Source organism: Luteibacter anthropi, from assembly GCF_011759365.1.
Taxonomy (GTDB): Bacteria; Pseudomonadota; Gammaproteobacteria; order Xanthomonadales; family Rhodanobacteraceae; genus Luteibacter; species Luteibacter anthropi.
Map to the genome: position 1 here is coordinate 13,310 of NZ_JAARLZ010000017.1, position 25,061 is coordinate 38,370.

General features: G+C 66.6%; 24 protein-coding genes. 10 read left to right on the forward strand and 14 right to left on the reverse strand.

What is annotated here, in order from left to right:
- Window positions 1-209 precede the first annotated feature (209 nt).
- From HBF25_RS21360 to HBF25_RS21375, 4 genes are all read left to right on the forward strand, one after another.
- Complete coding sequence (locus tag HBF25_RS21360) at window positions 210-1,940, forward strand: UDP-N-acetylglucosamine--peptide N-acetylglucosaminyltransferase SPINDLY family protein (RefSeq protein ID WP_166952677.1); 1,731 nt, start codon at window positions 210-212, stop codon at window positions 1,938-1,940.
- A gap of 8 nt (window positions 1,941-1,948) precedes the next feature.
- Window positions 1,949-2,782, forward strand: coding sequence for an SDR family oxidoreductase (locus tag HBF25_RS21365; protein ID WP_166952679.1), 834 nt, complete (start codon window positions 1,949-1,951; stop codon window positions 2,780-2,782).
- Window positions 2,783-2,881: 99 nt separating this feature from the next.
- A complete protein-coding gene (gene mrcB / locus HBF25_RS21370) occupies window positions 2,882-5,209 on the forward strand; it encodes a penicillin-binding protein 1B (protein WP_166952682.1) in 2,328 nt (775 codons plus the stop codon).
- A 3-nt stretch (window positions 5,210-5,212) separates the two neighbouring features.
- Entirely contained in the window at window positions 5,213-5,725 is a 513-nt protein-coding gene (locus HBF25_RS21375) for a tetratricopeptide repeat protein (protein ID WP_166952685.1), read from the forward strand.
- A 132-nt stretch (window positions 5,726-5,857) separates the two neighbouring features.
- Here the strand turns inward: HBF25_RS21375 and hemE are convergent, their stop codons facing one another.
- From hemE to HBF25_RS21395, 4 genes are all read right to left on the reverse strand, one after another.
- A complete protein-coding gene (hemE, locus tag HBF25_RS21380) occupies window positions 5,858-6,934 on the reverse strand; it encodes a uroporphyrinogen decarboxylase (RefSeq protein ID WP_166952688.1) in 1,077 nt (358 codons plus the stop codon).
- On the reverse strand, window positions 6,931-7,188 hold the full coding sequence (locus HBF25_RS21385) for a WGR domain-containing protein (RefSeq protein ID WP_166952691.1): 258 nt from the start codon (window positions 7,186-7,188) through the stop codon (window positions 6,931-6,933). The genes hemE and HBF25_RS21385 overlap by 4 nt, the downstream gene beginning before the upstream one ends.
- Before the next feature lie 66 nt (window positions 7,189-7,254).
- The gene (gene aroB / locus HBF25_RS21390; RefSeq protein ID WP_166952694.1) at window positions 7,255-8,322 is read right to left on the reverse strand and encodes a 3-dehydroquinate synthase; all 1,068 of its coding nucleotides are present in this window, start codon (window positions 8,320-8,322) and stop codon (window positions 7,255-7,257) included.
- On the reverse strand, window positions 8,322-8,852 hold the full coding sequence (locus HBF25_RS21395; RefSeq protein ID WP_166952697.1) for a shikimate kinase: 531 nt from the start codon (window positions 8,850-8,852) through the stop codon (window positions 8,322-8,324). The genes aroB and HBF25_RS21395 overlap by 1 nt, the downstream gene beginning before the upstream one ends.
- 7 nt (window positions 8,853-8,859) lie before the next feature.
- Here HBF25_RS21395 and HBF25_RS21400 point away from each other — a divergent pair, with 7 nt between their 5' ends.
- Complete coding sequence (locus HBF25_RS21400; protein WP_166952700.1) at window positions 8,860-9,714, forward strand: NAD-dependent epimerase/dehydratase family protein; 855 nt, start codon at window positions 8,860-8,862, stop codon at window positions 9,712-9,714.
- Window positions 9,715-9,862: 148 nt separating this feature from the next.
- On the opposite strand, the gene HBF25_RS21405 is transcribed toward HBF25_RS21400, so the two are convergent.
- Complete coding sequence (locus HBF25_RS21405) at window positions 9,863-10,672, reverse strand: kinase (RefSeq protein WP_243853366.1); 810 nt, start codon at window positions 10,670-10,672, stop codon at window positions 9,863-9,865.
- A 23-nt stretch (window positions 10,673-10,695) separates the two neighbouring features.
- Here HBF25_RS21405 and pdxH point away from each other — a divergent pair, with 23 nt between their 5' ends.
- Window positions 10,696-11,283, forward strand: a complete 588-nt coding sequence (gene pdxH, locus HBF25_RS21410; protein WP_166952703.1) for a pyridoxamine 5'-phosphate oxidase — start codon at window positions 10,696-10,698, stop codon at window positions 11,281-11,283.
- 9 nt (window positions 11,284-11,292) lie between these two features.
- Here the strand turns inward: pdxH and HBF25_RS21415 are convergent, their stop codons facing one another.
- From HBF25_RS21415 to HBF25_RS21435, 5 genes are all read right to left on the reverse strand, one after another.
- Window positions 11,293-11,997 carry an arginyltransferase gene (locus HBF25_RS21415; RefSeq protein ID WP_166952706.1) on the reverse strand — a complete coding sequence of 235 codons (705 nt, stop codon included), beginning with the start codon at window positions 11,995-11,997 and terminating at the stop codon, window positions 11,293-11,295.
- 62 nt (window positions 11,998-12,059) lie between these two features.
- The gene (locus HBF25_RS21420; protein ID WP_425483518.1) at window positions 12,060-13,940 is read right to left on the reverse strand and encodes a GAF domain-containing protein; all 1,881 of its coding nucleotides are present in this window, start codon (window positions 13,938-13,940) and stop codon (window positions 12,060-12,062) included.
- Window positions 13,924-14,541, reverse strand: coding sequence for a biliverdin-producing heme oxygenase (locus tag HBF25_RS21425; RefSeq protein ID WP_166952712.1), 618 nt, complete (start codon window positions 14,539-14,541; stop codon window positions 13,924-13,926). The genes HBF25_RS21420 and HBF25_RS21425 overlap by 17 nt, the downstream gene beginning before the upstream one ends.
- Window positions 14,542-14,934 carry a putative signal transducing protein gene (locus tag HBF25_RS21430; RefSeq protein WP_166952715.1) on the reverse strand — a complete coding sequence of 131 codons (393 nt, stop codon included), beginning with the start codon at window positions 14,932-14,934 and terminating at the stop codon, window positions 14,542-14,544.
- A 35-nt stretch (window positions 14,935-14,969) separates the two neighbouring features.
- Window positions 14,970-16,220 carry an alkaline phosphatase family protein gene (locus tag HBF25_RS21435; protein WP_166952718.1) on the reverse strand — a complete coding sequence of 417 codons (1,251 nt, stop codon included), beginning with the start codon at window positions 16,218-16,220 and terminating at the stop codon, window positions 14,970-14,972.
- A gap of 54 nt (window positions 16,221-16,274) precedes the next feature.
- Between HBF25_RS21435 and HBF25_RS21440 the strand changes: the two genes are divergently transcribed.
- On the forward strand, window positions 16,275-16,682 hold the full coding sequence (locus HBF25_RS21440) for a hypothetical protein (RefSeq protein ID WP_166952720.1): 408 nt from the start codon (window positions 16,275-16,277) through the stop codon (window positions 16,680-16,682).
- A 90-nt stretch (window positions 16,683-16,772) separates the two neighbouring features.
- Window positions 16,773-18,446, forward strand: a complete 1,674-nt coding sequence (gene hutU / locus HBF25_RS21445) for a urocanate hydratase (RefSeq protein ID WP_166952723.1) — start codon at window positions 16,773-16,775, stop codon at window positions 18,444-18,446.
- 99 nt (window positions 18,447-18,545) lie between these two features.
- On the opposite strand, the gene msrA is transcribed toward hutU, so the two are convergent.
- Entirely contained in the window at window positions 18,546-19,214 is a 669-nt protein-coding gene (gene msrA / locus HBF25_RS21450; RefSeq protein ID WP_166952726.1) for a peptide-methionine (S)-S-oxide reductase MsrA, read from the reverse strand.
- A gap of 261 nt (window positions 19,215-19,475) precedes the next feature.
- On the opposite strand from msrA, the gene HBF25_RS21455 reads away from it, so the two are divergent.
- Both HBF25_RS21455 and HBF25_RS21460 read left to right on the forward strand, forming a co-directional pair.
- Window positions 19,476-20,693, forward strand: a complete 1,218-nt coding sequence (locus HBF25_RS21455; protein WP_166952729.1) for an HD domain-containing phosphohydrolase — start codon at window positions 19,476-19,478, stop codon at window positions 20,691-20,693.
- Window positions 20,690-21,940: a putative bifunctional diguanylate cyclase/phosphodiesterase gene (locus HBF25_RS21460; protein ID WP_166952732.1), complete on the forward strand. Its 1,251-nt coding sequence runs from the start codon at window positions 20,690-20,692 to the stop codon at window positions 21,938-21,940. Before HBF25_RS21455 ends, HBF25_RS21460 begins: the two co-directional genes overlap by 4 nt.
- A 200-nt stretch (window positions 21,941-22,140) precedes the next feature.
- Here HBF25_RS21460 and coaE read toward each other — a convergent pair whose 3' ends face one another.
- From coaE to HBF25_RS21475, 3 genes are all read right to left on the reverse strand, one after another.
- Window positions 22,141-22,749 carry a dephospho-CoA kinase gene (gene coaE / locus HBF25_RS21465; RefSeq protein WP_166952735.1) on the reverse strand — a complete coding sequence of 203 codons (609 nt, stop codon included), beginning with the start codon at window positions 22,747-22,749 and terminating at the stop codon, window positions 22,141-22,143.
- Complete coding sequence (locus HBF25_RS21470; protein ID WP_166952738.1) at window positions 22,746-23,615, reverse strand: prepilin peptidase; 870 nt, start codon at window positions 23,613-23,615, stop codon at window positions 22,746-22,748. The genes coaE and HBF25_RS21470 overlap by 4 nt, the downstream gene beginning before the upstream one ends.
- A 72-nt stretch (window positions 23,616-23,687) precedes the next feature.
- Window positions 23,688-24,953 carry a type II secretion system F family protein gene (locus HBF25_RS21475; RefSeq protein ID WP_166952740.1) on the reverse strand — a complete coding sequence of 422 codons (1,266 nt, stop codon included), beginning with the start codon at window positions 24,951-24,953 and terminating at the stop codon, window positions 23,688-23,690.
- Window positions 24,954-25,061 lie beyond the last annotated feature (108 nt).

Sequence of the window (25,061 nt, forward strand, 5' to 3'; positions counted from 1 at the left end):
CTCCGCCCGGTCGCGCGCAAGGCGCGCTCCTACACGAGCGCCATGTAGGAGCGCGCCTCGCGCGCGACCGGGCCGGAACGAAGCCCAGCCACTGTAGGAGCGCGCCTCGCGCGCGACCGGCGAAGCCGAAAGCAGAGGATTAACCGCCCTACAACGCCCGTTCACACGCGAATGTTAAGCTCCGGTGCTGGTAAGGACGATCCATTCCCATGAGCGGACGCAGAGATTCCCACGACCACCACGGCCGTACCGAGCCCACGCTCGGCCGGCTCGACGACCTGGACAAGCCCACACCGCCGCCCGCGGACGACGGCCTGCCCCATATCGTCATCGACGAACCGCGCCGTCGCGGCGGGCATGCGCCCGTGCCGCCGCCGAAGCGTCCGCGCAAGCGCGGTTGGCTCATCCCGTTCCTCGTGCTCGTGCTCATCGGCGCAGTCACGGCCCTGTGGCTGCAGCAGGATCGCCTGCGCACCATGCTGCCGCGCACTGAACTCAACGATCTGCTGACCCAGGCCAACCAGGCACTCGATGCCGGCCGCCTCGACGGTAGCAACGGCGACAGCGCCCGCGAACTCTTCGAAAAAGCCCGCGACCAGCAGCCCGACAGCGATCAGGCCCGCGACGGCCTGCGCCGGGTGGGGCAGGCCGAGGTGGCCCGCGCAGACGCCGCGCTCAGTGCCGGCCACCTCGATGAGGCGGAAGCCGCGCTCAATGTCGCCCGCGAACTCCTGGGCGGCGGCAGCGATATCGAACAGCTCAGCCAGCGCCTCTCCACCGCGCGCAATCCGCAGTCGCAGACAGAAACCCTGGTTGATAAGGCGCAGCAGGCACTCGCCGCCGGCAAGCTCGATGGCGACGACGGTGCGGGTCCGCTCTATCGTCGCGTGCTGGACGCCGACAAGAGCAATGCCGTGGCGGCGCGGGGCCTCGACAAGGTGGGCGACGGTCTCGCAGCGCAGGCGCGCCAGGCCATTGCCGACAATGACAAGGCAAAGGCCAACGCCCTCGTAGACCGCATCGCCCTGCTGGTGCCCAACTATGGCGACCTCCCCGCACTGCGCGCCTCGCTGGCCGAGACCCGCAAGCAGGACGACCAGGCCGTGGCCGCGCTCGTGCAGCAGGGTACCGACGCCATGCGCGCCGGACGCTTCACCGGCGAGGGCGACGACAATGCCCTGGCCCGTTTTCGCGCGGCCCTTGCGCTCGACCCCGACAACGCCGACGCGAAAGCAGGTCTCGGGCAGGTGGCCCAGGCGCTCATCGTGCAGGCCAATGCAGCCATCGACAGCGAAGACGACGATCACGCTGCGAGTCTGCTCGACGAGGCGGCCAAGCTGGCGCCGAAATCGGCAGAGCTGGTCGCTGCGCGCGCCCGCATCGCTGGCGCCGACCTGAGGAGCGCCGCACCCGCCGCGCCGAAGGCCGGCAAGTTGCCCATGGCGCAGGCGGGCGGCCAGCAGGGCGATACGGCCGAAGCATCGCTGGCCGTCAGCCCCGAGCAGAAAGCCCGGGTCGCCGCGCTGGTGCAGCGGGCGCAGGCTGCCGTCGGCCGTGGCGAGATCATGGATCCACCCGGTGACAGCGCCTACGACCTTTATCGCAATGCGCTGGCCATCGACGGCAACGACCCGGCGGCCCGCGCGGGGTTGCAGGGCCTTCCCGCGCAGGTGGAAAAGCTGATGCTCCAGGCGGTTTCCAACGGCAACGTGAAGCGCGCGGAAGATCTCTACGCGACGATGTCCGACCTGGCGCCAGGTGATGCCTCGCAGGGCGAAATGCGCCATCGCCTCGGCAGCGCCTGGATCGACAACGCCTTGCAGCGCGCCTCGCAGGGTGATCGGCAGGGTGCTTTCACCTCGCTCGATCGGGCCCGCCATTACGTCCCAGACGATCCCCGCCTGCAAAGCGCTTACGAGCGCATCGCGACGGGACGCTGAGTCAGCGCATGACGATTCTTGTCATCGGTGCATCCAGCCAGATCGGCCATTACCTCCTGCCCCGGCTGCATGGCCTGGGTAACGAGGTGCTCTGCCTGAGTCGCAGCGCTCCGGAAGGCAACTCAACATGGATCAAAGGTGGCTTGCCGCATGCCATGCCATCGCTGCCGCGCCTGCGGGCCATTCTGTCCTGTGGCCCGCTGGATTGCCTGGCCGAGTGGCTGTCCGCGACACGGCTGGAAGGCACGCCCCATATCATCGCGACATCGTCGATGAGCGCCGAAAGCAAGCGCGACTCCGATGTGCCTGCCGAGCGCGACCTTTCACGGCGGCTGCGTGCCGCAGAGACACTGCTCAGTGCTTCCTGCGCATCGCGCGGCATGCCCTGGACCTTATTCCGGCCCACCCTGGTCTACGGTGCGGGGCTCGATAACAGCCTGACGCCGATGGTGAGGCAGGCCACCCGTCGCCGTGTGTTTCCCCTTCCGGGTGGACGGGGCCAGCGCCAGCCGGTGCATGCCGACGACATTGCGGCAGCCATGGTGGCGGCCCTCGTTCGTAGCCAGGCGCGAGGCAAGACCTTTCCCATCGGCGGAGGCGAGCGTCTGGGGGTCACTGAAATGTTCCGCCGGGTGCGTCGCAGCAGTGGCTTTGCCACCGTGCCGATCCCCGTACCGGGTTTTGCCCTGTCGCTGGCCGCATGGCTGGTGCCGCGCGTGCGTGGGCCCATTCAACGGCTCGATAGCGACCTGATCGCCGACAATACCGCCCTTGAGCAGGTGCTGGACGTGCATCCGAGGCCGTTCCGGCCGGATCCGGCCATGTGGCGTCCTCCCGCCTGACCCCGATCGCCACCGCATTGCCAGCATCCGTTCAGATGGGCGCCGGGGGTATGCCCCTATGATCCCCACTCATACCTACTTCCCCAGGACCTCCCCGCGTTGGCTTTCCTGACTCGTCTCGGTTCCTTCCTGCGTACGGCGTGGCCCTGGCTGCGCATCCCGTTCTGGCTCGTGATGGGCCTGCTGTTCGGCTTCCTGCTGCCCTATACGCTGATCCTGAATTCGCGTCTGCAGGAGCGCTTCAATGATCTCGTCTTCGCGGTGCCCACGCGCGTCTACGCGCGCCCGCTGCTGCTGGAGCCGGGCCGGGCGATGACGCCGACCACCCTGGAACTGGAGCTGACCTTCGCCGGCTACACGCCGGAGGGCAACGGCAAGGTGCAGGGCAGCTATTCGAAGAACGGCGCCCGCTTCATCATCGCGTCGCGCGGTTACTCGGGTCCGGATGGCGGCGAGCTGCCGCACCGTATCCGCGTCGTGCTGGGCAACGGCACGGTGGCCTCGCTGGTGGACGACACCAACGACAAGCCGATCAAGTCGATCCATCTCGATCCGGCGCGTATCGCCACCTTCTACGGCGCGGCGCAGGAAGAGCGCCGCATCGTTCGCCTCGACAACGTGCCGCCCCTGCTCGTGCAGGGTTTGCAGGCCGTCGAGGACCGTGACTTCAAGAACCACATCGGCCTGGATTTCTCGGCCATCGCCCGCGCGTCCTTCGCCAACCTGCGCGCAGGACACACGGTGCAGGGCGGCTCCACCCTCACCCAGCAGCTGGTTCGCAACCTGTTCCTCGATCGCAGCCAGAACATGCTGCGCAAGGTGAACGAGGCGATCCTCTCGCTGCTGATGGAGGCGCATTACTCCAAGGGACGCATCCTCGAAGCCTATGTGAACGAGGTCTTCCTTGGTCAGCAGGGCAACCAGGCCGTGCATGGTTTCGCGGCAGGTGCGGAGTTCTTCTTCGGCCGTCGCATGGAAGACCTGCGTCCGCAGGAAATCGCACTGCTCGTGGGTCTCGTGAAGGGCCCCAGCTATTACGACCCGCGTCGCTATCCGGACCGGGCCCTGTCGCGCCGCAACCTCGTGCTGCAACAGTTCCACGACACCGGCCTGCTCGACGACGCACAGCTGAAGACGGCACAAGCCTCGCCGCTGGGTATCGCGGCCAATGCGCAGCTGCCGCACAACCGTTTCCCTGCATTCATGCAGTTGGTGCGTGCGCAGATCACGGCCGACTTCGACGAAGCCGCATTGCGCGACGGCAGCCTCAGCATCTTCACGACGCTCGACCCCGCCGCCCAGCTTTATACGGAGCAGGCGATCCTCACCACGGTGAAGGGCCTCGGCAAGCGTGGCGAAGAGGCGCAGGCCGCCGCCGTGGTTACCGACACCAGCAACGGCAGCGTGCTGGCGATGGTCGGCTCGCGCGATCCGGGCGAGCAGGGCTTCAACCGTGCGCTCGATGCGCGTCGCTCCATCGGTTCGCTGGTGAAGCCGCTGGTCTACCTCGTGGCGCTGTCGCAGCCGTCGAAGTGGTCGCTCGCGTCCATTGTCGATGACGAACCGGTCAACATGATGCAGCCCGACGGCACGCCATGGACGCCGAAGAACGACGACCGGCAGATCCACGGCCAGGTGCCGATGCTCGACGCCCTCGTGCATTCGTGGAACCTGGCGACGGTGAACCTCGGCATGCAGGTGGGCGTGGCACGCATCAAGGGCTTCCTCGAATCCTTTGGCCTGGAGAACGTCAACCCCAGCCCGTCGCTGTTGCTGGGCGCCATCGACCTGTCACCGTTCCAGGTAGCGCAGCTTTATGAATTCATCGCTTCGGACGGACACGCCTTGCCGCTGGTGGCGGTACGCGGCGTGGTCGATGCGAAGGGACAGACGATCAAGCGCTACGAGGTGAAGGGTGGCGAAGGCGAATACCAGGCGCCTACGCGACTCATCAAGTGGGCGATGCAGCAGGTGGTCAACGGCGGCACGGCCTCGGCCATCGGTAACTCGGCGCTCGGCGTGTTGCATGCGGCGGGCAAGACGGGCACCAGCGACAGCCAGCGCGACAGCTGGTTCGCGGGTTTCACCGGCCAGCACCTGGCCATCGTCTGGATGGGCCGCGACGACAACAAGCCCACGCGCCTGTACGGCGCCACGGGCAGCATGCGCGTGTGGCAGGAGCTGTTCCGCAAGCTGCCGACGCGTCCGCTGTCCACGGACCTGGGCGACGGGCTGGAAATGGCCTGGGTGAATCCGCAGACGGGCAAGCGTACCGATCCGTCCTGCCAGGGCGCCCGGCAGTTCCCGTTCGTGGCCGGTTACGTGCCGGAAAGCGAGGAGGGCTGTTTCTGGCAGCAATTCAAGGGTATGTTCGGCGGCGGCGACGCGGAACCCGCGCCGGCCGTTCCCAGTAATCCTACGGATTGACCCATGTATCGCCTTCGTATCTGCGCCATTGCCACCGTCGCGCTCGTCGCCGCCTGCAGCCAGCCTGCGCCGCCGCAGGCCACCCGTCCCAGCAAGCCCAACTACGACATCGTCGCCCAGATCCGCGCGGCGGGTGAGCGCGAGAAGTCGGCGATCGAAGTCGCGCCGCTGCGCGATCCGGGCGTGCAGGGCCTTGAACAATCGGCCCTCGCCGATGAGCGTGCGGGCAAGTACGACGATGCCGACACCAAGCTGGTGCAGGCCCTGAAGATGGCGCCGGAAGCCCCGGAGCTCATCCAGGACCGCGCGGAAGTCGCCGTGCGCAAGCAGGACTACGCCACCGCCGAGAAGCTGGCGAAGCAGTCCTTCGAAATGGGCCCGAAGTCGGGCAGCCTTTGCGCGCGCAACTGGCAGACGGTGTACGAAATGCGCCTGCAGGCCGACGACCAGGCCGGTGCAACGACCGCGCATGGCGAACTGGCCAAGTGCCACATCGCAGGCCCCAACCGCTTCTGATCGCATCGCAGGAGCGCGCCTCGCGCGCTAGCGATACCCCTGTAGGAGCGCGCCTCGCGCGCGACCGGATATGCGACACCCTGCAAAGGTCTTCGCCATATCCGGTCGCGCGCAAGGCGCGCTCCTACGGTGTCAGTTGTTGTTCCGGATTATCCGGCCGTGCTCATGCACGGTATCCACCAGCACCTTCACGTTGTCCGGATCCACTTCCGGCGTGATGCCGTGGCCCAGGTTGAACACATGGCCCGGGTGGTTGCCGAAGGCATCCAGCACGGCGCGTGCCTCGCGCATCACGATCTCCGGCGACGCACGCAGCACGGCCGGATCGAGGTTGCCCTGTAGCGCCACGCGCTCACCGATGCGGCGGCGCGCCTCGCCTATGTCGATGGTCCAGTCCAGGCCCACGCCCGTACAGCCGGTGTCGGCGATGGCCTCCAGATGCCCGTTGGCACCCTTGGAGAACAGGATCACCGGCAGTTCGCGGGCCACGGCGTCGGCCTTCAGCGCATCGACCACCTGCGCCATGTAGCGCAGCGAGAACTCGCGGAACGGCACCGGGCCGAGCAAACCGCCCCAGGTGTCGAACACCATCAGCGCCTGCGCGCCGGCATGTGCCTGCGCGATGAGGTAGGCGGACACCGAGCGAGCGATCACGTCGAGCAGGCGATGGGCGAGGGCGGGTTCGTTCCACGCCATGGCCTTGACCCGCGCGAAATCGCGCGAGCCCTGGCCTTCGACCATGTAGCAGGCGAGTGTCCACGGGCTGCCCGAGAAACCGATGAGCGGCACGCGGCCGTGCAGCTCCTTGCGGATCAGGCGAACGGCATCCATCACGTAGCGCAGGGCGCCATCCATGTCGGGCACGGTCAGCCGCTCAATGGCGGCCGCGTCGCGCACCGGATGCGCGAACTGCGGACCCTCACCCTGCGCGAACGAGAGGCCGAGGCCCATCGCATCGGGGATGGTGAGGATGTCGGAAAACAGGATCGCCGCATCGAGCTCGAAACGCTCCAGCGGCTGGAGCGTGACTTCGCAGGCGTATTCCGGATGCGTGGCAAGCCCCATGAAGCTGCCGGCCTTCGTGCGAGTGGCGCGGTATTCCGGCAGGTAGCGGCCTGCCTGGCGCATCACCCAGACCGGCGTGGTGTCGGTGGGTTCGCGACGCAGCGCGCGAAGGAAACGATCGTTGCGGAGGATGTCGGTGGTCACGGTGCCGACTCCTGGCCCTGGCTGAACATCACTTTCAGGCCCTTCTTCAGTTGTGCGTCACGGGCACGGACGAAGGCCACGAGGGCCTTGTCGTACTCCAGGTAGACATCGCGCTTGAGCGAGGCCTTTCCGCCCTGCACGCCGCTTTCGCGGTAGAGGGTCCAGCCGCCGAACAGATCCTGTTCGAGCGAGATCTGGACATACCGGGGTGCTTCCGCTCCCGGTTCAGGCAAGGTTTGCAGGTAGATCCGCATCGGATGATCCGAACAGCGCATGGCCGGCCATTGTAGGCGCTCCCCCTGGGGGGCGCACGCCGTGCGTCATTGCAGCACGGCGAGCACATCGGCGTCGGGTACGCCGGAAACGATCTCGGCCTTGCCGATGCCTCGCCAGAGGATGAGCCGCAGCGTGCCGGCGGTGTTTTTCTTGTCCAGGCGCATCAGGTCGAGCAGGCGGCTGGCCGTATGCACTTTCGACGGCTCCACGGGCAGGCCCAGGCGTGTAAGCAGGGCGACGAGTCGCTGGGTGTCTTCCGCGGGCGCCATGCCGAGGCTGGCGGACAATCGCGCCGCCAGCACCATGCCGATGGCGACGCCTTCGCCGTGCAGGATCTCGCTGTAGTTGCCGGCGGTTTCCAGCGCATGGCCGAAGGTGTGACCTAGGTTGAGCAAGGCGCGTTCGCCCTGTTCGGTTTCGTCACGGGCGACCACGCCGGCCTTGTAGCGACACTTGCGGGCGATGGCCTCCACCAGCACGGCGGGTTCGCGTCGCGCGAGTGCGTCGGCGTTGGTTTCCAGCCACTCGAAGAAGGGCAGGTCGCCGATGGCGGCGCCCTTCACCACCTCGGCCACGCCGGCCAGGTATTCGCGCTGTGGCAGCGTGGCGAGCAGGTTGGTATCGGCCACCACCGCGCGCGGCTGGTGGAAGGCACCGGCGAGGTTCTTGCCCACCGGCAGGTTGACGCCGGTCTTGCCGCCCACCGACGAATCGACCATGGCCAGCAGCGTGGTCGGTACCTGGATGAAATCGATACCACGCATCCAGCAGGCCGCCGCGAAGCCGGCGAGGTCGCCCACCACACCGCCGCCCAGGGCGATGACGCAGGCATCGCGGGTCGCACCCAGCGCACCCAGTGCGTCGAGTACCCGGCCCACGTTGGCGAAGGTCTTGTGCGTTTCGCCGTCGTCGAGCAGGAAGGACGACCAGTGCAGTCCTTCCAGGCCGCGTGCCAGCGCATCGAGATAAAGCGGCGCCACGGTGGTATTGCTGACCACGAGCACATGGCGGCCGCGGATGCGTTCGCGCCAGCGGGCGCTGTCGGCGAGCAGGCCGGGGCCGATCCAGACGGGGTAGCTGCGCCCGGCAAGGGCGACGTCGACGGTATCCATCAGCGGCGTTTCCAGTGGCGTTCGAGGAGGGCGACGGCGCGCGGGGCGGCGTCTTCGACGCTTTCGTGGCGGCCGTGGAAGATCAGGTCCGCGATTTCCTCGTAGAGGTGATTGCGTGCATCGGCCAGGGCTTCCAGCCGACCGCGACGATCGGCGCCGGCGATCATCGGGCGGGCCGTGTCGTGTTGCAGGCGGTCGAGCTGTTCGTCGACTTCCACGCCGAGCATCAGCACGGTGCCACGGGCCATCAGGTGTTCGCGGTTGCCGGGATCGAGCACGGCGCCGGCACCGGTGGCGAGTACGATGCCGTCGCGACGGCTAAACTCGTCGAGGTGCGCGCTCTCGCGCGACCGGAAACCGGCCTCGCCTTCGCGTTCGAAGATCGTCGCCACCGTGGCGCCGTAACGCGATTCGATTTCCACATCGAGGTCGACGAACGGCAAACCGTAATGCGCCGCGAGGCGCTGTCCGATCGTCGTCTTGCCGGCCCCCGTGGGGCCTATCAGGAAGAGGTTGGGCGAAGGATTCATCGCTCCCATGCTAGCAACAAGGCCGTCCTCCGGATATGAAACGATCCTCGTCGCGGGGGCGGGCGATATCGGTCTGCGCGCGGCGCGCCAGCTTGCCCTGCGCGGGCATCGCGTCTATGCCATGCGCCGACGGCCAGTGCCGCTGGCCGGCGATCCGGTGACCTGGCTGAGCGGCGACCTGACCGACCCTGCGACATTGCGCCGCCTGCCGGTGGTGGATGCGGTGATCTTCGCCCCCGCGCCGGATGGGCGCGACGAAGCACTTTACCGGGCGCTGTTCGTGGACGGACTGCGTAACCTCCTGAAGGCCCTGCCAGACCCGCCCCGGCGCACGGTATTCGTGTCGTCCTCGGCGGTGTATGGCGCACAGGGCGAGGGCTGGGTCGACGAGGACACGCCTCCCGATCCGCCCGGCTTCAACGGCCGCGTGTTGCTGGAGGCCGAGCAGTGGCTGGCGACGCAAGGCATCGGTGGCGTGGCAGTGCGCTTCGCCGGGCTCTACGGACCGGGGCGTACGCAGCTGCTGGATCGCCTGCGCGAGGGCAAGGTCGTGGTACCGCGCGGACAAGAGGTGTTTGCCAACCGCATCCATGTGGACGATGCGGCGGCCTCTCTGGTGCATGTGCTGGCGCTGGACAAGCCGGCCTCGCTTTACGTCGGCGTGGACGACACACCGCTGCCGATCGACGTGTTGTACGACCATCTGGCCGACCTGCTGGGCGTGCCGCACCCGGCCGACGGGCCCGGCCCGGCGGGTGTCGGTAGCAAGCGGCTGTCGAACGCACGGTTGCGGCAGAGCGGCTTCCACTGCCGCTGGCCGGATTCCCGCGAAGGCTACACATCGCTGCTCCCGCCCCTGTAGGAGCGCGCCTCGCGCGCGACCGTTTATCGCGATATCGCACGATTCGACCCCGTCGGTCGCGCGCAAGCACGCTCCTACAACGCTATGTTGCTACCGGAGGGGGAGTCGACCGTGTCGGCGATCCGCCGGTCGCGCGCAAGGCGCGCTCCTACAGGGTGGGGTGGCGTTTGTGGTCGAGGGGGATGCACCAGTCGGCGTTTGCGCCCAGTGTGGCCAGGGCGTGCCGGCTCAGTCGCTCGTAGTGCTGGAGAAAGCGCGCCAGTGCCGCTTCGTCCATCGCACGTGGCTCGCCACGCTCGCGCAGGGGCCGTTCGGCCTCGTCGCGCCAGCCCGCCACGACATCCCAGGACGGCGCCTGCAACACCACCAGCGCATCCAGCTGGTGCCAGATGGATGCGTAGCGGGTCAGCTGGCCGTTCACCCAGCGCCGCCAGCGACCGTCGGCATCCTCGTCGCGCTCCAGCGCATTGATGGGGCGCTCCAGGGCGGATTCCGTTTCCGGCCCGACCCCGAGGCACCAGCCTTCCAGCACCACCAGTCGCGGCGCCCCGGCGACCGTGGGCCACAGGTGGGCGTCGTAGCGGTCATCGTGACCCTTGTCGAATCGCGGTACGGCAATCGGGTTTTCAGGCGACGCCTTCGCCAGTGCATCCAGCGTGGTACCGAGCAGGGACAGGTCGTGGGTGCCGGGTACGCCACGCGTGCGCAGCAGGGGATGGACATCGCGGCCCAGCGCGTCGCGTTCGGCGTGGGTCAGGTAGACGTCGTCCAGGGACAGCGCCACGGCACCCCAGCCACGATGCCCGGCCTCCGTGACGAGGGCGGCGGCGAGGGTGCTCTTGCCGCTGCCCTGCAGGCCGGAAACACCGAGCACGAAAGGCCGACGCGACGGCTCGATCCCCGCGACGAAACGTCCAAGGACGGCCTGGGCCAGCGTGCTAGCATCGGGGGCTTCCATGGCCTGAAGCATAGCCCACCGTCATGCTCACTCCCGAGATCCTCGATACCTTCCGTGGCCTGCTCGACGAAGCCAGGGCCAGCGGCGACCGCGAGCCCACGGCGATGAACCTCGCCACCGTCGACGGCACTGGCCGCGTGCATTCGCGCATTGTCCTGCTCAAGGCCATCGATGAGCTGGGCCTGCGTTTTTTTACCAACTACGAAAGCGCCAAGGCCGGCGAGATCGCCGAACACAAGCAGGTCGCCCTCTGTTTCCACTGGAAGCAGATCCGCGAAGGCATCCAGGTGCGTTTCGAAGGCCGCGCGTCGAAGGTCGGCGATGCCGAGTCCGATGCCTACTTTGCCAGCCGCCCCCGTGGCAGCCAGATCGGTGCCTGGGCTTCAAAGCAGAGCCAGGAACTGCCCGACCGGCAGACCTTCGAAGAGCGCGTGGCCCACTTTGAGAAGGAATTCGCCGGCCGAGACGTGACGCGTCCGCCGCACTGGGGCGGCTACCTCGTGGAACCGGATCGCATCGAGTTCTGGTACGGCGCCACCTTCCGCCTGCACGAACGCATCGTGCACACCGATCACGGTACAAGCTGGACAAGCCGCCTGCTTTATCCGTAAGAGGCCCGGTCAGCCCGGCATGGGTATCCAGCGACCATGCCGGCGCACTTCCAGCGCGTTGAAGCGGCGCTTGTAGTCCATCTTCGGGTGCCCGGCGATCCAGAAGCCCAGGTACACATACGGAATGCCGCGCCGCCGCGCCAGCGCCACCTGCTGGAGGATGCCGAAGGTGCCCAGGCTGCGCGCGGCTTCGTCCGGGTCGTAAAACGTATAGACGGCCGAAAGCCCGGCCAGCAGCACGTCAGTGACAGCCACACCGAGCAGGCGGTTTTCCTTGCGGAATTCGAGGAACAGCGTGGGACTCCACGGCGCGCTCAGGAAGCGCTGGAAATCTTCCGCATCCGCCGCATCCATGCCGCCGCCGCTATGCCGCGCATGCAGGTAGCGCTCGTAAAGCGCGTGCCGTTCGGCGTTGTAGCCGGGCATCGACTCCACCACCGTCAGGTCTGCATTGCGCTTCAGGCCGCGGCGCTGGGTACGGTCGGGCTCGAAACGCTCGACGTCGATACGGCAGGGCACGCAGGCCTGGCAGGAGACACACTGCGGCAGATAGAGATGGCCACCCGCGCGACGGAAGCCCTTGGACAGTGCCGGACCGTAGAGCCGGTCCAGGTGAGGTGCCCCCGGATCGACCACGAGATTTTGCGCCGTCCGCTCGGCGTAATAGCCGCAGGTATGCGGCAGGGTTTGGAACAGGCGGACGCGGTCGGTCATGCCCCCATGTTATAGCGCCGCCCGCCCCACATTTGTAGGAGCGCGCCTTGCGCGCGACCGGCCTAGCCCAAGGGATGATGCACCGACATCCAATGGGTAATTCCCCCATTGCGATCAGCCACGGCCTCCAGCTCGACCTGCCCCGGCACGAGCGTCTCGTCGTCCCGCCGCAGGCTGATGCGTACCGCCGCGCGGGCATCCAGCGACTGCGCCAGCGCTTCGGTATCTCCGCCCAGCAAGGCCGACATGGGCAATCCCGCCACGGCTTCCGCCATGCGTCCCGTGAGACGGCTATAGGCGGCGTTGACGAAAACCACGATGCATTCACGCCAATCGGCGCTGGACGCATCGGTGATGACTACCGCATCGGGAAGGCGTCCCAGCGAGGCACGAAGCAGGGCAAAACTCTGCTGGTAGTGTTTGCGCTCCATCATCTCGATGAGCACGCGCAGGCCGCGCGCGGAATCCAGGTGCTGGCGCGACCAGGGGCGGGAGCGGCCCCGCACGGTTTCCTGCCAGGACGCGAAACTCTGCCGTGGCGACAGGCGGGCGCCTGCGATGTTCTCCAGCTTTGCCAGCGCGGGATTGCCCGCCCAGCGTACATGGCGCACCTGTTCCGTACGCGTCCAGATCACCGCATTGTGTGCGTCGACCTGGAGCGGCATGAAGATGATGCCGGCCGCGAGCCCCGTGACCTCGGCGCCGGCAAGCTCCGGATAACGGCGACCGATCTCGTCGGTGTTGAGCACGCCGGCAATGCCATCCTCGCCCGAGGGCTGGCCAGTACCCACGAAATCGCGGATGCGCAGCAGGGTGGCTTCGTCAGGAAGGATGCCGTGACGCATGACGCGATTGCCAGCAAACACAGCCACGCCGTCGGCATCGACCACCTCGAGCAGTTCGGGTGCGAGCGAGGCGAGCAGGTCAGGATCGATCTGCTCGCTTTCGTTGAAGGCAGTGATCAGCTTCTCGCGGACCGTGAGCAGGGTGCTTTCGACATCGATCTTTTCCAGCTCCTCGATGGCCGACACGCGCGTGGCGAACGCACGGGCCACGCCATCGGCCACTTCGCGCATCTGGTGGTCCGCGAAGAACGGGCTGTAGTGGTGGCAGGAAATCAGGCCCCAAAGCCGGCCACTGGTGATGATGGAGGCGACCAGCGTGCCGGTGACGCCCATGTACCCGAGGTATTCCAGGTGCACGGGAGAGACGCTGCGCAGCGACACGTCGGAGAGGTCGGTGGCGTCGCCGGTTTTCGGATCGGCCGCCGGCAGGATGCGTGCCGGCGTGTACTTGCAGTCGCTGATCTGGCGCACGCGATTGCGCAGGTAGAGTGCGCGCGCCTGCACAGGAATGTCGGTGGCGGGGTAGTGCAGGCCGAGATAGGCCTCCAGGTCGTCGCGTCGCGCCTCGGCCACCACCTCGCCGTGCCAGTCATGGTCGAAACGGTAGACCATCACGCGGTCGTAGCCGAGCACGTTGCGGATGACACGCGCCACACGGGTCGCGGCGCGTTCCACGTTGGGATCGTTTTCGAGCTTGCGGGCAAGATCGTAGGCGACCCGGATCGGGTCGTCCTCGAAGTAGGCCTCGCGCGGTTCGATCTCGATCATCCAGCGCGTGTCGTACGCGTGCACGGCGGCATGCCAGGTGCCATCCGTGCGGCCATGCGGGAAGAACACCGGCACCCACGCGCTATGAGCGGGGCGCTCGTCGTCATCGAAAAGGCCCAGTGGCAGGGTGAGCACGTCGTCGAGCGGTGCCCCTTTCAGGGCGTCGTTTTCAACGCCCAGCAGTTCGTTGGCGTTTTCACTGGCCTGGAGGATCTCATGCGTGGCTGCATCCACGACCAGCAGGACACCATGGGGCTGGATCGAACCGGGAATATGGATGGGTTCGCGGTCGCAGGCGGTGAGGTCGGGCAACTCAGACATGGGCGACAGCATCCTCGAGGGTCTGTTGAAAGCGCGCGAACATGGAGCGGGCGCCCGTCAGGGCGTCGTGTCGCGCGTCATCGTCGGGCAGGGCGGCATCCAGTACGGACTGGAAGCGGCGCCAGTCGGTGGGCGAGGTCTCGCCCATCGCGTAGAAGTGGTGCGGGTGCGAGGGAAGCATCGCACGCAGGTGTTTCACGATGACGCGAGCACCCAGTGAAGAGCCTTCGATGACATAAAGCTCCCCCCAGCACACGGCATCACCGCAGGAGCGCGCCTCGCGCCAGCCGGCGGTGTCACTGTAGGAGCGCGCCTTGCGCGCGACCGGTCGCGCGCAAGGCGCGCTCCTACAGAGATCGGCTTCGAGGGAGGTGACCCTGGATGCGTAGCCCCACTGCTCCTGGATCGACAGCAACCACTCACCACGCCCGGTTTCCCATGCGCGGAACAGCTCCAGCTGTGCACCGAGTACCGCTTCGTAGGCTGACTCATCCAACGCCGCCCCCATCAACCACCGCATACCCGCCGTGGCCTCGGCCGCCTCATGGGCGTCGCGGGTCTGTTCGCGCAGGAATCGGTGGGCGGGCGTGGCTTCGGCGACGCCGCGCATTCAGAGGACCTGGGTGGCCTTCAGCACCACGACCAGCATGACGCCGGCGACGATGGCCAGCACCATGAGGCGTACCCGTGCGGCCGTGCGCTGCGCCGGCGGCCGGTAATCCGGCCTGCGGTGAAGCTGGAGTTCTTCCTGGAAGCGCACGACCGGCTCGATGCCGATGTCCTTCAGCAAGGCGCGGGCACGCGGGAAATCATCCGCATGCTTGACCCATACCTGCGGCCACGACTCACGGTCGTCCTGGCGCTGCGAATAGCTGAAACGCTGATAGCTGGGGCGTTTCCAGTTCGACCGGTTCGTGACCGTGGTTTCGATCTCGTGCTCGCCGAGAAGGGCCACGATCCGGTCGATGTTTTCCTGGCGGGGAGAGGTATAGATCTGGCGCATGCCCGGGATTCTACGGGATTGCGCCAGATCGCGGGTCAGCGTGCCAGCAGGCCCTTCACTTCGTCGAGATGGCCGTCGTTCGGCAGCGGCGGCTGGCCGAGCAGGTGCATCACGAGGGGGTACACGTCGATGTTCTGGAACGGCGCCACGGTCGCTCCCTGGCGGAAGCCGGGGCCGCGGCCGATGAAGAGCGCGCGCATGGTGGGATCGAGGTTGTCGTAGCCGTGTTCGCCCAGCGACATCGGGTCGGTGCGTTTTGCCAGGGCGTCGTGACTGATGATGGCCCAGCCGGTGTCCGCGAGGCAGAGAATGGCCGGCACACGGCGATGGGTGCCGTAGTTCAGGCGCTTGGGCAGGTCTTCACGGCGATAGCAGTGCATATGCTCGTGCGGACCCAGCAGGCGCGCGATGGCCTGGGAGGCGTCGTGGCCCGGCTTCGGGTTGAAAGTGGCCATCACGCCGTAGGACACCGCATCGAGGGCATCCAGGTCGGTTGCTTCGTCGGCGAACACCGTATTGCCCTTGGGCACCGGCGCCATGCCGTGGTCGGACACCACGATGATGTTCATCGTGTCGTAGAGGCCGCGACGACGCAGCTCGGCCACCAGGTGGCCCATCGCATCGTCCACTTCGCGCAGGGCGTCGTTCACCTCCGGCGAATCCGGACCGTGCTCGTGACCGGCGTGATCCACCGTGTCGAAGTAGAGCGTATCGAAGACAGGCTTCGGACCCGGCTCGTCGATCCACGACAGCAGCTTGTCCACGCGCTGGCGCGAGGTCAGCCGGCCGTCGTAGGGAATCCAGTGGTCGGGACGCACGTTGTGGATGGCGGCCTCGGTACCCGGCCAGAACATCGTGGCCGTGCGCAGGCCGCGCTTCTGCAAGGTGACCCAGATCGGTTCGGCATCGGCCCACCAGCGACCGTCGCTGGTGGCGGCGGGCAGCGACAGGCTGAATTTCCCCAGCGCCGGATCGACCATCGTGTTGTTCACGATGCCATGGTGGTCGGGCACCAGGCCCGTGACGATCGTGTAGTGGTTCGGGAAGGTGAGCGAGGGAAACGACGGGAACATGTACGCCGGACGGGCGCCTTCCGCCGCGAGCTGCGCCAGATGGGGAGTGAGACCGCGATCCATGTAGTCGGGCCGGAATGCGTCGATCGAAATCAGCAACACCGGGGCGGGGGAGGATGCGGCGGGCCTGGCGGGCTGCGTGGAGCAGCCGGCCAGCACCACCACGAGCAGCGCGATGGCAACGCGCCACGAGGTGGGCAACGTGACGTTCATGGGGGCAGACGTAGGCTCTGGTTTCGTAACAACCGCCTATTTTGGACCACGAGCATGACTAATTCATCACGCAAGAAACTGTTGCTGGCGTGCCTGGTGCTCCTCCCGGCCGCTGCCATGGCCCAGTCGCAGCAGCAGTCCAACGTTCCCGCAAGGGCCGCCGCGCCCGCACCGAGGCCGGCCCCCCAGCCGCCGAGCCAGGCACAGCATGACTGGCAGCGGGCTGCGGACCGTGGCGCGATCCAGAGCCAGCAGCGCCAGGCCGACCTGCAGAACCAGCTGCGCCAGAACAGCATGAACCAGCAGATCAATGGCACCACGGACCCGAACCAGCGCAACCAGCTGCAAAATGCCTCGCGCGCGCAGCAGCAGCTCGATCAGTCGCGCCAGGATGACGCTGCACGGCGCTACCAGGAGCAGCACCCCACCCAGCCGCCGCCGGCAGGTAGCAGCGGCCACTGACCAAGCCGCTGGTCATTGCTGCATCGCGTATGGCGAGGCGCGGAGTGGCGCGACCATAATCGGGGCTTCCCCAGGATCATGGAGCCCCCGATGACGGCCGTGACGCGCATCGACACCACCCGCACCATCCGCGCCCCGCGCGGCACGGAACTGACCTGCAAGAGCTGGCTCACCGAGGCGCCGTTCCGCATGTTGCAGAACAACCTCGATCCCGAGGTCGCCGAGAATCCGGCCGAACTCGTGGTCTACGGCGGCATCGGTCGCGCGGCCCGCAACTGGGAATGCTTCGACGCCATCCTGCGCGCCCTGCGCGAACTGGGCGACGACCAGACGCTGCTGGTGCAGTCCGGCAAGCCGGTCGGCGTGTTTCCGTCGCACCCGGATGCACCGCGGGTGCTCATCGCCAACTCCAACCTCGTGCCGGCCTGGTCGAACTGGGAGCACTTCAACGAGCTCGATCGCAAGGGCCTCATGATGTACGGCCAGATGACGGCCGGTTCGTGGATCTACATCGGCTCGCAGGGCATCGTGCAGGGCACCTACGAGACCTTCGTGGAAATGGGCCGCCAGCACTACGGCGGCAACCTGGCCGGCCGCTGGATCCTCACCGCCGGCCTGGGCGGCATGGGCGGCGCGCAGCCGCTGGCGGCCAGCCTCGCCGGTGCCTCGTCGCTCACCATCGAATGCCAGCAGAGCCGCATCGATTTCCGCCTGAAGACCCGCTACGTGGACGAACAGGCCACCGATCTCGACGACGCCCTGGCACGCATGGATCGCTACGCGAAGGAAGGCCGCGCCGTCTCCGTGGCCCTGCTGGGCAACGCGGCCGACGTGCTACCCGAGCTGGTGCGCCGTGGCGTGCGTCCCGATGCCGTCACCGACCAGACCAGCGCACACGATCCGGTCAACGGCTACCTGCCGTCGGGCTGGACGGTCGAGGAATGGCTGGAGCGTCGCAAGAGCGATCCGACCGGCACGGCCCGTGAGGCCAAGCGCTCGATGCGCCGTCACGTGGAGGCCATGCTGGCCTTCCACGCCCAGGGCGTGCCCACCTTCGACTACGGCAACAACATCCGCCAGATGGCCAAGGACGAGGGGCTGGGCGAGGCCTTCGCCTTCCCGGGTTTCGTGCCCGCCTTCGTACGCCCGCTGTTTTGCCGGGGCGTGGGTCCGTTCCGCTGGGTGGCGCTTTCGGGCGACCCGGAGGACATCTACAAGACCGACGCCAAGGTGAAGGAGCTGATCCCCGACGATCCGCACCTGCATCGCTGGCTGGACATGGCCCGTGAGCGAATCAGCTTCCAGGGTCTGCCGGCGCGTATCTGCTGGGTCGGACTGGGCCAGCGCCACCGTCTGGGCCTGGCCTTCAATGAGATGGTTCGTAAGGGTGAGCTGAAAGCGCCGGTCGTGATCGGCCGCGATCACCTGGACTCGGGCTCGGTCGCGAGCCCCAATCGCGAGACGGAGGCCATGCGTGACGGCAGCGATGCCGTGAGCGACTGGCCGCTGCTCAACGCCATGCTCAACGTGGCCGGTGGCGCCACCTGGGTCAGCCTGCACCATGGCGGCGGCGTGGGCATGGGTTACAGCCAGCACAGCGGCGTGGTCATCGTGTGCGACGGTAGCGAGGCTGCCGACAAGCGCATCGCCCGCGTGCTCTGGAACGACCCCGGCACCGGTGTGATGCGGCATGCGGATGCGGGCTACCCGGAAGCCATCGCCTGCGCGAAGGAGCAGGGCCTGAACCTCCCGATGCTGGGCTGAACACCCCCCTGTAGGAGCGCGCCTCGCGCGCGACCGGTGCGGAGCCGAATATGCTCGCTCCGCACCGGTCGCGCGCGAGGCGCGCTCCTACAACCGCACTTACCGGCCGTTGGCCCACTGGGCCACGTACATCTGCGGGTAGATGCGCTCCAGCGCCAGCACCTTCGGCCGGTCGTTGATCGCGATGTAGATGGCATCCGGGTTCAGCCGCATATAGTCCTGGTGCTCGCCCTCGGCCAGGTAGAAACCCTTCAGCGGCGCTACCTGGGTCACGATCGGCCGCGCAAAGGCATGCGCTGCCGTGAGCTGGGCGATGTATGCATCGGCCACCGTCTTCTGCTCGGGTGTCGCATAGAAGATCGCCGACCGGTATTGTGTGCCGGAGTCGGGCCCCTGCCGGTTGAGCAGGGTGGGGTCCTGGACCACCGAGAAGAACACCTGCAGCAACTGGCCGTAACTGACCTGTCCGGGGTCGTAGACGACCCGCACGGATTCGGCGTGGCCGGTGTCGCCCTCGCTCACATCGTCGTAGTTGGCGTGCCTAGCGTCGCCGCCCGAGTAACCGGTGCGGACGCTCTTCACGCCCTTGACGTGCTGGAAGACGCCTTCCACGCCCCAGAAGCAGCCGCCGGCAAAAACGGCGCTGGCCTCGCCCGTGGCAGGGGCGGTGTCCTGTGCGGGAGGAGGGAGCCGAAGGCCGTCTTCCCGCGCCGAGGCGCTGGAGCAGGCGGCAAGAGCGAGGACGAGGACGGAAAGTGCGCGGACCATGAATCTCTCCTTCGGACAGTGGCTTACCGCAGCAGACCGGATAGTCGTCGTTTTCCTGACAAGCTGGCGTCTTCAGTTCGCCGGGAACTGGCCGATAAGCCTCCGGTCAACCGTAGGTGGTCTGTCATGGCGCAATTTCGGCATTCTGTTCAGCTGGCATTGACGCCGGCCAGACGGTGGCACGACCATGCGGCGCGCCATGCCGGGGCCGTCGCCCGATGGCTGGCGTGCTGGCAGGTAGATCCAAAGGAGCAGTAGCAAGTGGCGTACGATCTGGTGGAGAGGCGTGTCTTCGTGTCCGACCTGGAAGTCGGCATGTTTGTCAGCCGTCTCGATTGCGAGTGGTCCGACACGCCGTTCCCGTGGCAGGGCGTGCCGATCACGTCACGCGAGGACATCGAGAAGCTCAGCCGGTTCTGCAAGTTCGTCTTCGTGGACATGCAGCGACGGGTGATGCCTGCGCGCGTCGTCACCAGCACGGCCCCGCGCCCGGCGCTGAATACCCGTCTCATCTCGCAGTGCACCTATACCGACACCGCGACGGCGGCGGAAGAACTGCCGCATGCGGCCGTGGCCTTCGAGCGGATCAATACCTTCGCCGGGAAACTGCTGGCCGACGTGCAATCCGGCCGCACCTTCGACGCGGCGGAACTCAGCGCCTGCGTGGCTCCCATGGTGGCCAGCCTGCTGCGCTGCCCGGATGCCTTCCTCTGGGTGGAAAGCCTGCGCCGCTACGACAGCTACACCTACCGCCACGCCGTGGGCTGCGCCAGCCTGGCGGCGGTGTTCGGCCGGCACATGGGCATCGAGCAGGAGGCGATCGTCAGCCTGGCGGCCGGCGGCCTGCTGCTGGACGTGGGCAAGTCGCGCTGGCCCGATGACCTGCTTCATCGCGAAGGCCCCCTGAGCGAACCGGAGTGGGCGATCGCCCGCCGGCATGTCGACGACGGCCTGCGGATCCTCGACGGCTCCGGCGTCACCGACAACGAAATCCGCGACATGGTGCTCACGCACCATGAACGCTTCGACGGGAGCGGCTATCCTCATGGACTGGCGGGCACCGCCATTCCACTGGCCGGTCGCATCGCAGCCATCGTGGACACCTATCATGCGATGTCCACGCCGCGTCCCTACCGGGCGGCGGTGTCACAACATAATGCGATCCGGCAGATCTACGCCGGTCGCGACCGCGAGTTCCAGGGGGAGCTCGTGGAACAATTCCAGGCCTGCGTCGGTGTCTATCCCACAGGCTCGTTGGTGGAACTCAACACCGGAGAGGTCGCCGTGGTGACGATGCAGAACCAGACCAGACGGCTGCAGCCGCATGTGGCGGTACTCACCCGGACCGACAAGCAGAAGCTCGATCGCCCGGTCATCGTCGACCTGCTCAGCCAGGACGGAGGCGTCCGCCGCGAAATCCAGCGGACGCTGGCGCCGGGGAGTCATGGCGTCGAGCCGAGGGAGTCCCTGGCCTCATGAGCGAGCGTAGCCACATCCTGCCGGCCGTGCAGGTGATACTGGATCGGGCATTGCCCGAGACCGGCCTGTGTGCGGTGCTGGTCGTGCGCATGAAGGGCATGCGCGAAATGCAGTTGCGCTTCGGCTATGGCTTCGGCAACGAGATCATGCTGGCGGCCCGCGAACGCATCGTCGATGCGCTGCGCCATATCGACAAGGTATTCGTCGCCGGCGACGACAACTTCGTGATCGTGCTGCCTGCCGTGCGCAACCGCACCCATGCCATGCTTGCCGCCACTCGCATCGTGGGGGCTTTTGACACGCCGCTGCCGCACCCGGAGCGCCCCTGGCATGGCCGCGTGGTCATCGGCGTGGCCATGCACCCGGACCACGGCAACTCCGCCGAATGGCTCTACCGCCGCGCGGAGATGGCGCACGACGACGCGGTTCGCCTGGGCGAGCCTTTCGCCATCTACGAACCGGACGTAACGCCGGTGGAAATCCTCTACGGCGAGTTGCGCGAGGACATCGAAAGCAACCGCCTGCACGTGGCCTTCCAGCCCCTGCGTGACCTGCGCAGCGGCGACATGGTGCGGGTGGAATCACTGGCCCGCTGGAGCACGCCGATGCACGGCGATGTCGCACCGGGCGACTTCATTCCCTTCGCCGAGCGCAGCGACCTGATCGTGCCGCTCACGCGCTGGAGCCTCAATGCGTCGCTCAGGCATGTCGCGGCATTGCACCGGGGCCGGTGTCCGCTCGACGTGGCGATCAATCTCTCGCCGAAGGTGTTCGTGGAGCACGGCTTTGCCGAGCACATCCTGAGTGCACTGGAAATATGGGGTGTGCCGGCGGAATCCGCGATCGTGGAAATTACCGAAACCGCCCTGCTCACCGATCTCGACATGAGCGTGCGCGGCCTGCGTCGCCTGCGTGATCGCGGTGTGCGGGTAGCCATCGACGATTTCGGGACGGGCTATGCCTCGTTCGCCTATCTGCGCCATTTTCCTGCGACCGAGCTGAAGATCGACCGCTCCTTCGTCAGTGCCATGACCAGCGACGTACGTACCGAGCAGCTTGTACGCGCGATGGTCGAGGTGGCCCATCGCCTGGGCATGGAAGCGGTGGCCGAAGGCGTGGAAAACGAGGAAACCCTGCTGCGCCTGGTAGAGATGGACTGCGACGTCGTCCAGGGCTATCACATCGGCCGCCCGATGCCGGCCGACGAATTCGTCGCCGAGCGCCTGGCGGCATCTTCGATGGTGTAACCCCATCCGTGGTGAGTGCATGGGGCAACAAGACCCCGTCGTTCCAGCGAACGCTGGAACCCAGCGCCCCGGTTCACCAGCAAACACCGCCACGCCTCATCGGCTCGTGCGTAGAAAGCCCTGGCGCGAAAACCCGCTGCACCGTACTGGATCCGAAGCTTTCACAGGGATGACGTGAAGATATTCTGCACCGCGGGATTCTACCGATGGGTGGACAGCTCGATGTAGTGCTCATGCAGCACTTCGACCCGTTTCGCCAGTGTGGCCTCGTCGCCATCGTTGACAATGACATCGTCGGCAATGGCCAGACGTTCCTCGCGGGACGCCTGTGCCGCGATCATCTTCTCTGCCAGCGTCTCATCGATGCCGTCACGTTTGACTAGGCGTTCGATACGAAGGCCTTCGGGAGCATCCACCACCAGCACCCGGTTCACCCACGCATAGTGCGCATGGTTTTCCACCAGCAGGGGAATGGAAAGGACGCAGTAAAGTCCGTCACTGGCCTCGACCGCATCGCGCAGCCACTGGCGGATGCGCGGATGGAGAATGCCTTCGAGCGTGGTCCGGGCCGAGGGATCAGTGAAAATGTGCTGGCGCATGGAGGCACGGTCCAGGCGACCCTCGGCGTCGAGGGCCTCAGCACCAAAAGTCCGGGCGATCTCGGTCAGCGCCTCTGCCCCTGGTTCGACGACGGCACGCGCCGCGACATCGGCATCGTAGGTGCGCACGCCGAGAGCTTCGAAGCAGCGTTCCACGGCGCTCTTGCCCGAGGCGACGCCACCGGTCAACGCAACGACGAAGCGACTCACGCGAGCCCCGACATCCGCAGGTAGGTGTCCAGCAGTCGGTCACCGACCAGCAGCCAGACCCAGCCGGCCGCTGCGATGTAGGGACCGAAGGGCATGGGCACATCGCGCCGGTGGCGGTTCAGTGCCATGAGCGTGCCGCCGACCAGTGCACCGATGAGCGAGGACAACAGGACGACGGGAAGAATGGCAGACGGCCCCATCCAGGCGCCCAGGGCGGCCAGGAGCTTGAAGTCGCCATGCCCCATGCCTTCCTTGCCCGTGAGCAGCTTGAACAGCCAGTAGACGCTCCACAGGCTGAGGTAGCCGATGAGTGCGCCGAGGATGGCCGAAGAAGGAGCGATAGGCAGGGTCTGCCAGGCGGGGATCAGTGTCAGGCCGAGCCCGAGCCAGAGCAGCGGATAGTTGAGCTCGTCCGGCAGCAGCTGGGTGCGGGCGTCGACGCCGGACAGGGCGATCAGCAGGCAGGTAAACAACAGCGCAGCCAGGGCGCCGGGCGTGGGCCCGAAGCGCCACACGATCAGTGCACTGCCCAGGCCGGTAAGCAGCTCTACCAGCGGGTACTGGGCAGAAATGCGTTCACCGCAGTAACGGCAGCGCCCACGGAGGAACAGCCATCCCAGCACCGGGATGTTGTCGCGAACGGCAAGGCGGTGCGAGCACTGCGGACAATGGGACGGTTCGAGAGCGACTCCCGGCGGCTTGGGTTCGTCCACTTCCGGCAGTTCGAGCACCTCCCTGGCCTGCCGACGCCATTCCCACTGCATGCGGACAGGTGTGCGAAGGATGACCACATTGAGGAAGCTACCCACGATCAGGCCGAAAACGGCGGCGAAGGCGATCCAGAGGGGAAGCGGCAGTTCCGGCATAGCGAGTCCGTGTAGAAGAAAGGCCCTCCCGCCGTCAGGGCGGAAGGGCCTGGTATTGTGCCCCTGAAAGGATCAGGTCGTGCCCGCGATCTTGAAGATGGGCAGGTACAGGGAAATCACCATGCCACCGACCAGCGTGCCGAGGATCACCATGATGAAAGGCTCCAGCAGGCTGCTCAGCGTGTCCACCGCGTTGTTGACCTCTTCCTCGTAGAACTCGGCCACCTTGAACAGCATCGAGTCGAGTGAGCCGGCCTCCTCGCCGATGGCCGTCATCTGCACCACCATGTTGGGAAAGAGGTTGGTCTGGCGCATGGCCAGCTGTAGCTGGTGACCCACGGAGACGTCGTCACGCATCTGCAGCACGGCTTCGCTGTAGACGATGCTGCCGGTGGCCCCGGACACGGCCTCGAGGGCTTCCACCAGCGGCACGCCGGCCTGGAAGGTCACGCCCAGCGTCCGGGCGAAACGAGCCAGTGCGGACTGGCGAAGGATGTTGCCGATGACGGGCAGCCTGAGCGACAAGCGATCGAGGAAATGCGCGAATTTCTTCGATCGTTTTTTTCCCATGATGAAGGCGACGACCAGGCCCACCATGCCGCCAATGACCAGCCACCAGTACGCCTGCATGAACTCGGATGCCTTCACGACCACGAGGGTGGGCACCGGTAGATCGGTACCGGCGTCCTTGAACGTCTGCTGGAAGACCGGCACTACGAACAGCAGCAGGATCATGGTCACCAGGATCGCGACCACGAACACCATGGCAGGGTAGAACAGGGCTTTCTTGATCTTCCCTTTGATGGCCTCCACGCGTTCCTTGTAGGTGGCAACCGTGTCCAGGATGGTGTCCAGCACACCGGCCTGCTCACCAGCATGGACGAGGTTCCGGTAGAGCTCATCGAACTGCAGGGGGTACTGGGCCAGGGCCTCGTGCAGTGAAGCACCGCCTTCGATGTTCGTCTTGACGTCGGTGAGGATGTTCTTGAAACGGATGTTCTTCTGGCCACTGGCTATGATGTCGAAAGCCTGCACCATCGGTACACCCGACGCCATCATCGTGGCGATCTGTCGGCTGAAGATCGCCACGTCGCGGGGTTTGACCGTCGAGCCGGCAGCCCCGAACAACGGTTTGGGCTTTTCCCTCACCTGCTGAGGATTCATGCCCTGGCGGCGCAGTTCTGCTTTCACCAGGGAGGCGTTCTTGGCCTGCATCTCGCCGTTCATGCGCTTGCCGCGCTTGTCCAGGGCACTCCATTCGTACATCGCCAGCTTGGCGACGTCAGCGCGGGCGGCACCAATGGCCTTGTTGTTCTTGTTGGCGGTGGCAAGTGCCATGTGGCGAAGGTCCCCGGAATCAAACTATTGCCGGGGCGCCCTGAGGGCCCCGTACCGTCGGATAGTCTGAACGACTTTCCGCTTATTTTTCTGCCATATAGCGCACAT

What these genes read in the sequence shown, in the direction of transcription:
- HBF25_RS21360 (WP_166952677.1), top strand. Translation starts at nt 210, where the DNA reads ATGAGCGGACGCAGAGATTCCCACGACCACCACGGCCGTACCGAGCCC.
- HBF25_RS21365 (WP_166952679.1), top strand. Translation starts at nt 1,949, where the DNA reads ATGACGATTCTTGTCATCGGTGCATCCAGCCAGATCGGCCATTACCTC.
- HBF25_RS21375 (WP_166952685.1), top strand. Translation starts at nt 5,213, where the DNA reads ATGTATCGCCTTCGTATCTGCGCCATTGCCACCGTCGCGCTCGTCGCC.
- HBF25_RS21385 (WP_166952691.1), bottom strand. Translation starts at nt 7,188, where the DNA reads ATGCGGATCTACCTGCAAACCTTGCCTGAACCGGGAGCGGAAGCACCC.
- aroB (WP_166952694.1), bottom strand. Translation starts at nt 8,322, where the DNA reads ATGGATACCGTCGACGTCGCCCTTGCCGGGCGCAGCTACCCCGTCTGG.
- HBF25_RS21395 (WP_166952697.1), bottom strand. Translation starts at nt 8,852, where the DNA reads ATGAATCCTTCGCCCAACCTCTTCCTGATAGGCCCCACGGGGGCCGGC.
- HBF25_RS21400 (WP_166952700.1), top strand. Translation starts at nt 8,860, where the DNA reads ATGCTAGCAACAAGGCCGTCCTCCGGATATGAAACGATCCTCGTCGCG.
- HBF25_RS21405 (WP_243853366.1), bottom strand. Translation starts at nt 10,672, where the DNA reads ATGGAAGCCCCCGATGCTAGCACGCTGGCCCAGGCCGTCCTTGGACGT.
- pdxH (WP_166952703.1), top strand. Translation starts at nt 10,696, where the DNA reads ATGCTCACTCCCGAGATCCTCGATACCTTCCGTGGCCTGCTCGACGAA.
- HBF25_RS21415 (WP_166952706.1), bottom strand. Translation starts at nt 11,997, where the DNA reads ATGACCGACCGCGTCCGCCTGTTCCAAACCCTGCCGCATACCTGCGGC.
- HBF25_RS21425 (WP_166952712.1), bottom strand. Translation starts at nt 14,541, where the DNA reads ATGCGCGGCGTCGCCGAAGCCACGCCCGCCCACCGATTCCTGCGCGAA.
- HBF25_RS21430 (WP_166952715.1), bottom strand. Translation starts at nt 14,934, where the DNA reads ATGCGCCAGATCTATACCTCTCCCCGCCAGGAAAACATCGACCGGATC.
- HBF25_RS21435 (WP_166952718.1), bottom strand. Translation starts at nt 16,220, where the DNA reads ATGAACGTCACGTTGCCCACCTCGTGGCGCGTTGCCATCGCGCTGCTC.
- HBF25_RS21440 (WP_166952720.1), top strand. Translation starts at nt 16,275, where the DNA reads ATGACTAATTCATCACGCAAGAAACTGTTGCTGGCGTGCCTGGTGCTC.
- hutU (WP_166952723.1), top strand. Translation starts at nt 16,773, where the DNA reads ATGACGGCCGTGACGCGCATCGACACCACCCGCACCATCCGCGCCCCG.
- msrA (WP_166952726.1), bottom strand. Translation starts at nt 19,214, where the DNA reads ATGGTCCGCGCACTTTCCGTCCTCGTCCTCGCTCTTGCCGCCTGCTCC.
- HBF25_RS21460 (WP_166952732.1), top strand. Translation starts at nt 20,690, where the DNA reads ATGAGCGAGCGTAGCCACATCCTGCCGGCCGTGCAGGTGATACTGGAT.
- HBF25_RS21470 (WP_166952738.1), bottom strand. Translation starts at nt 23,615, where the DNA reads ATGCCGGAACTGCCGCTTCCCCTCTGGATCGCCTTCGCCGCCGTTTTC.
- HBF25_RS21475 (WP_166952740.1), bottom strand. Translation starts at nt 24,953, where the DNA reads ATGGCACTTGCCACCGCCAACAAGAACAACAAGGCCATTGGTGCCGCC.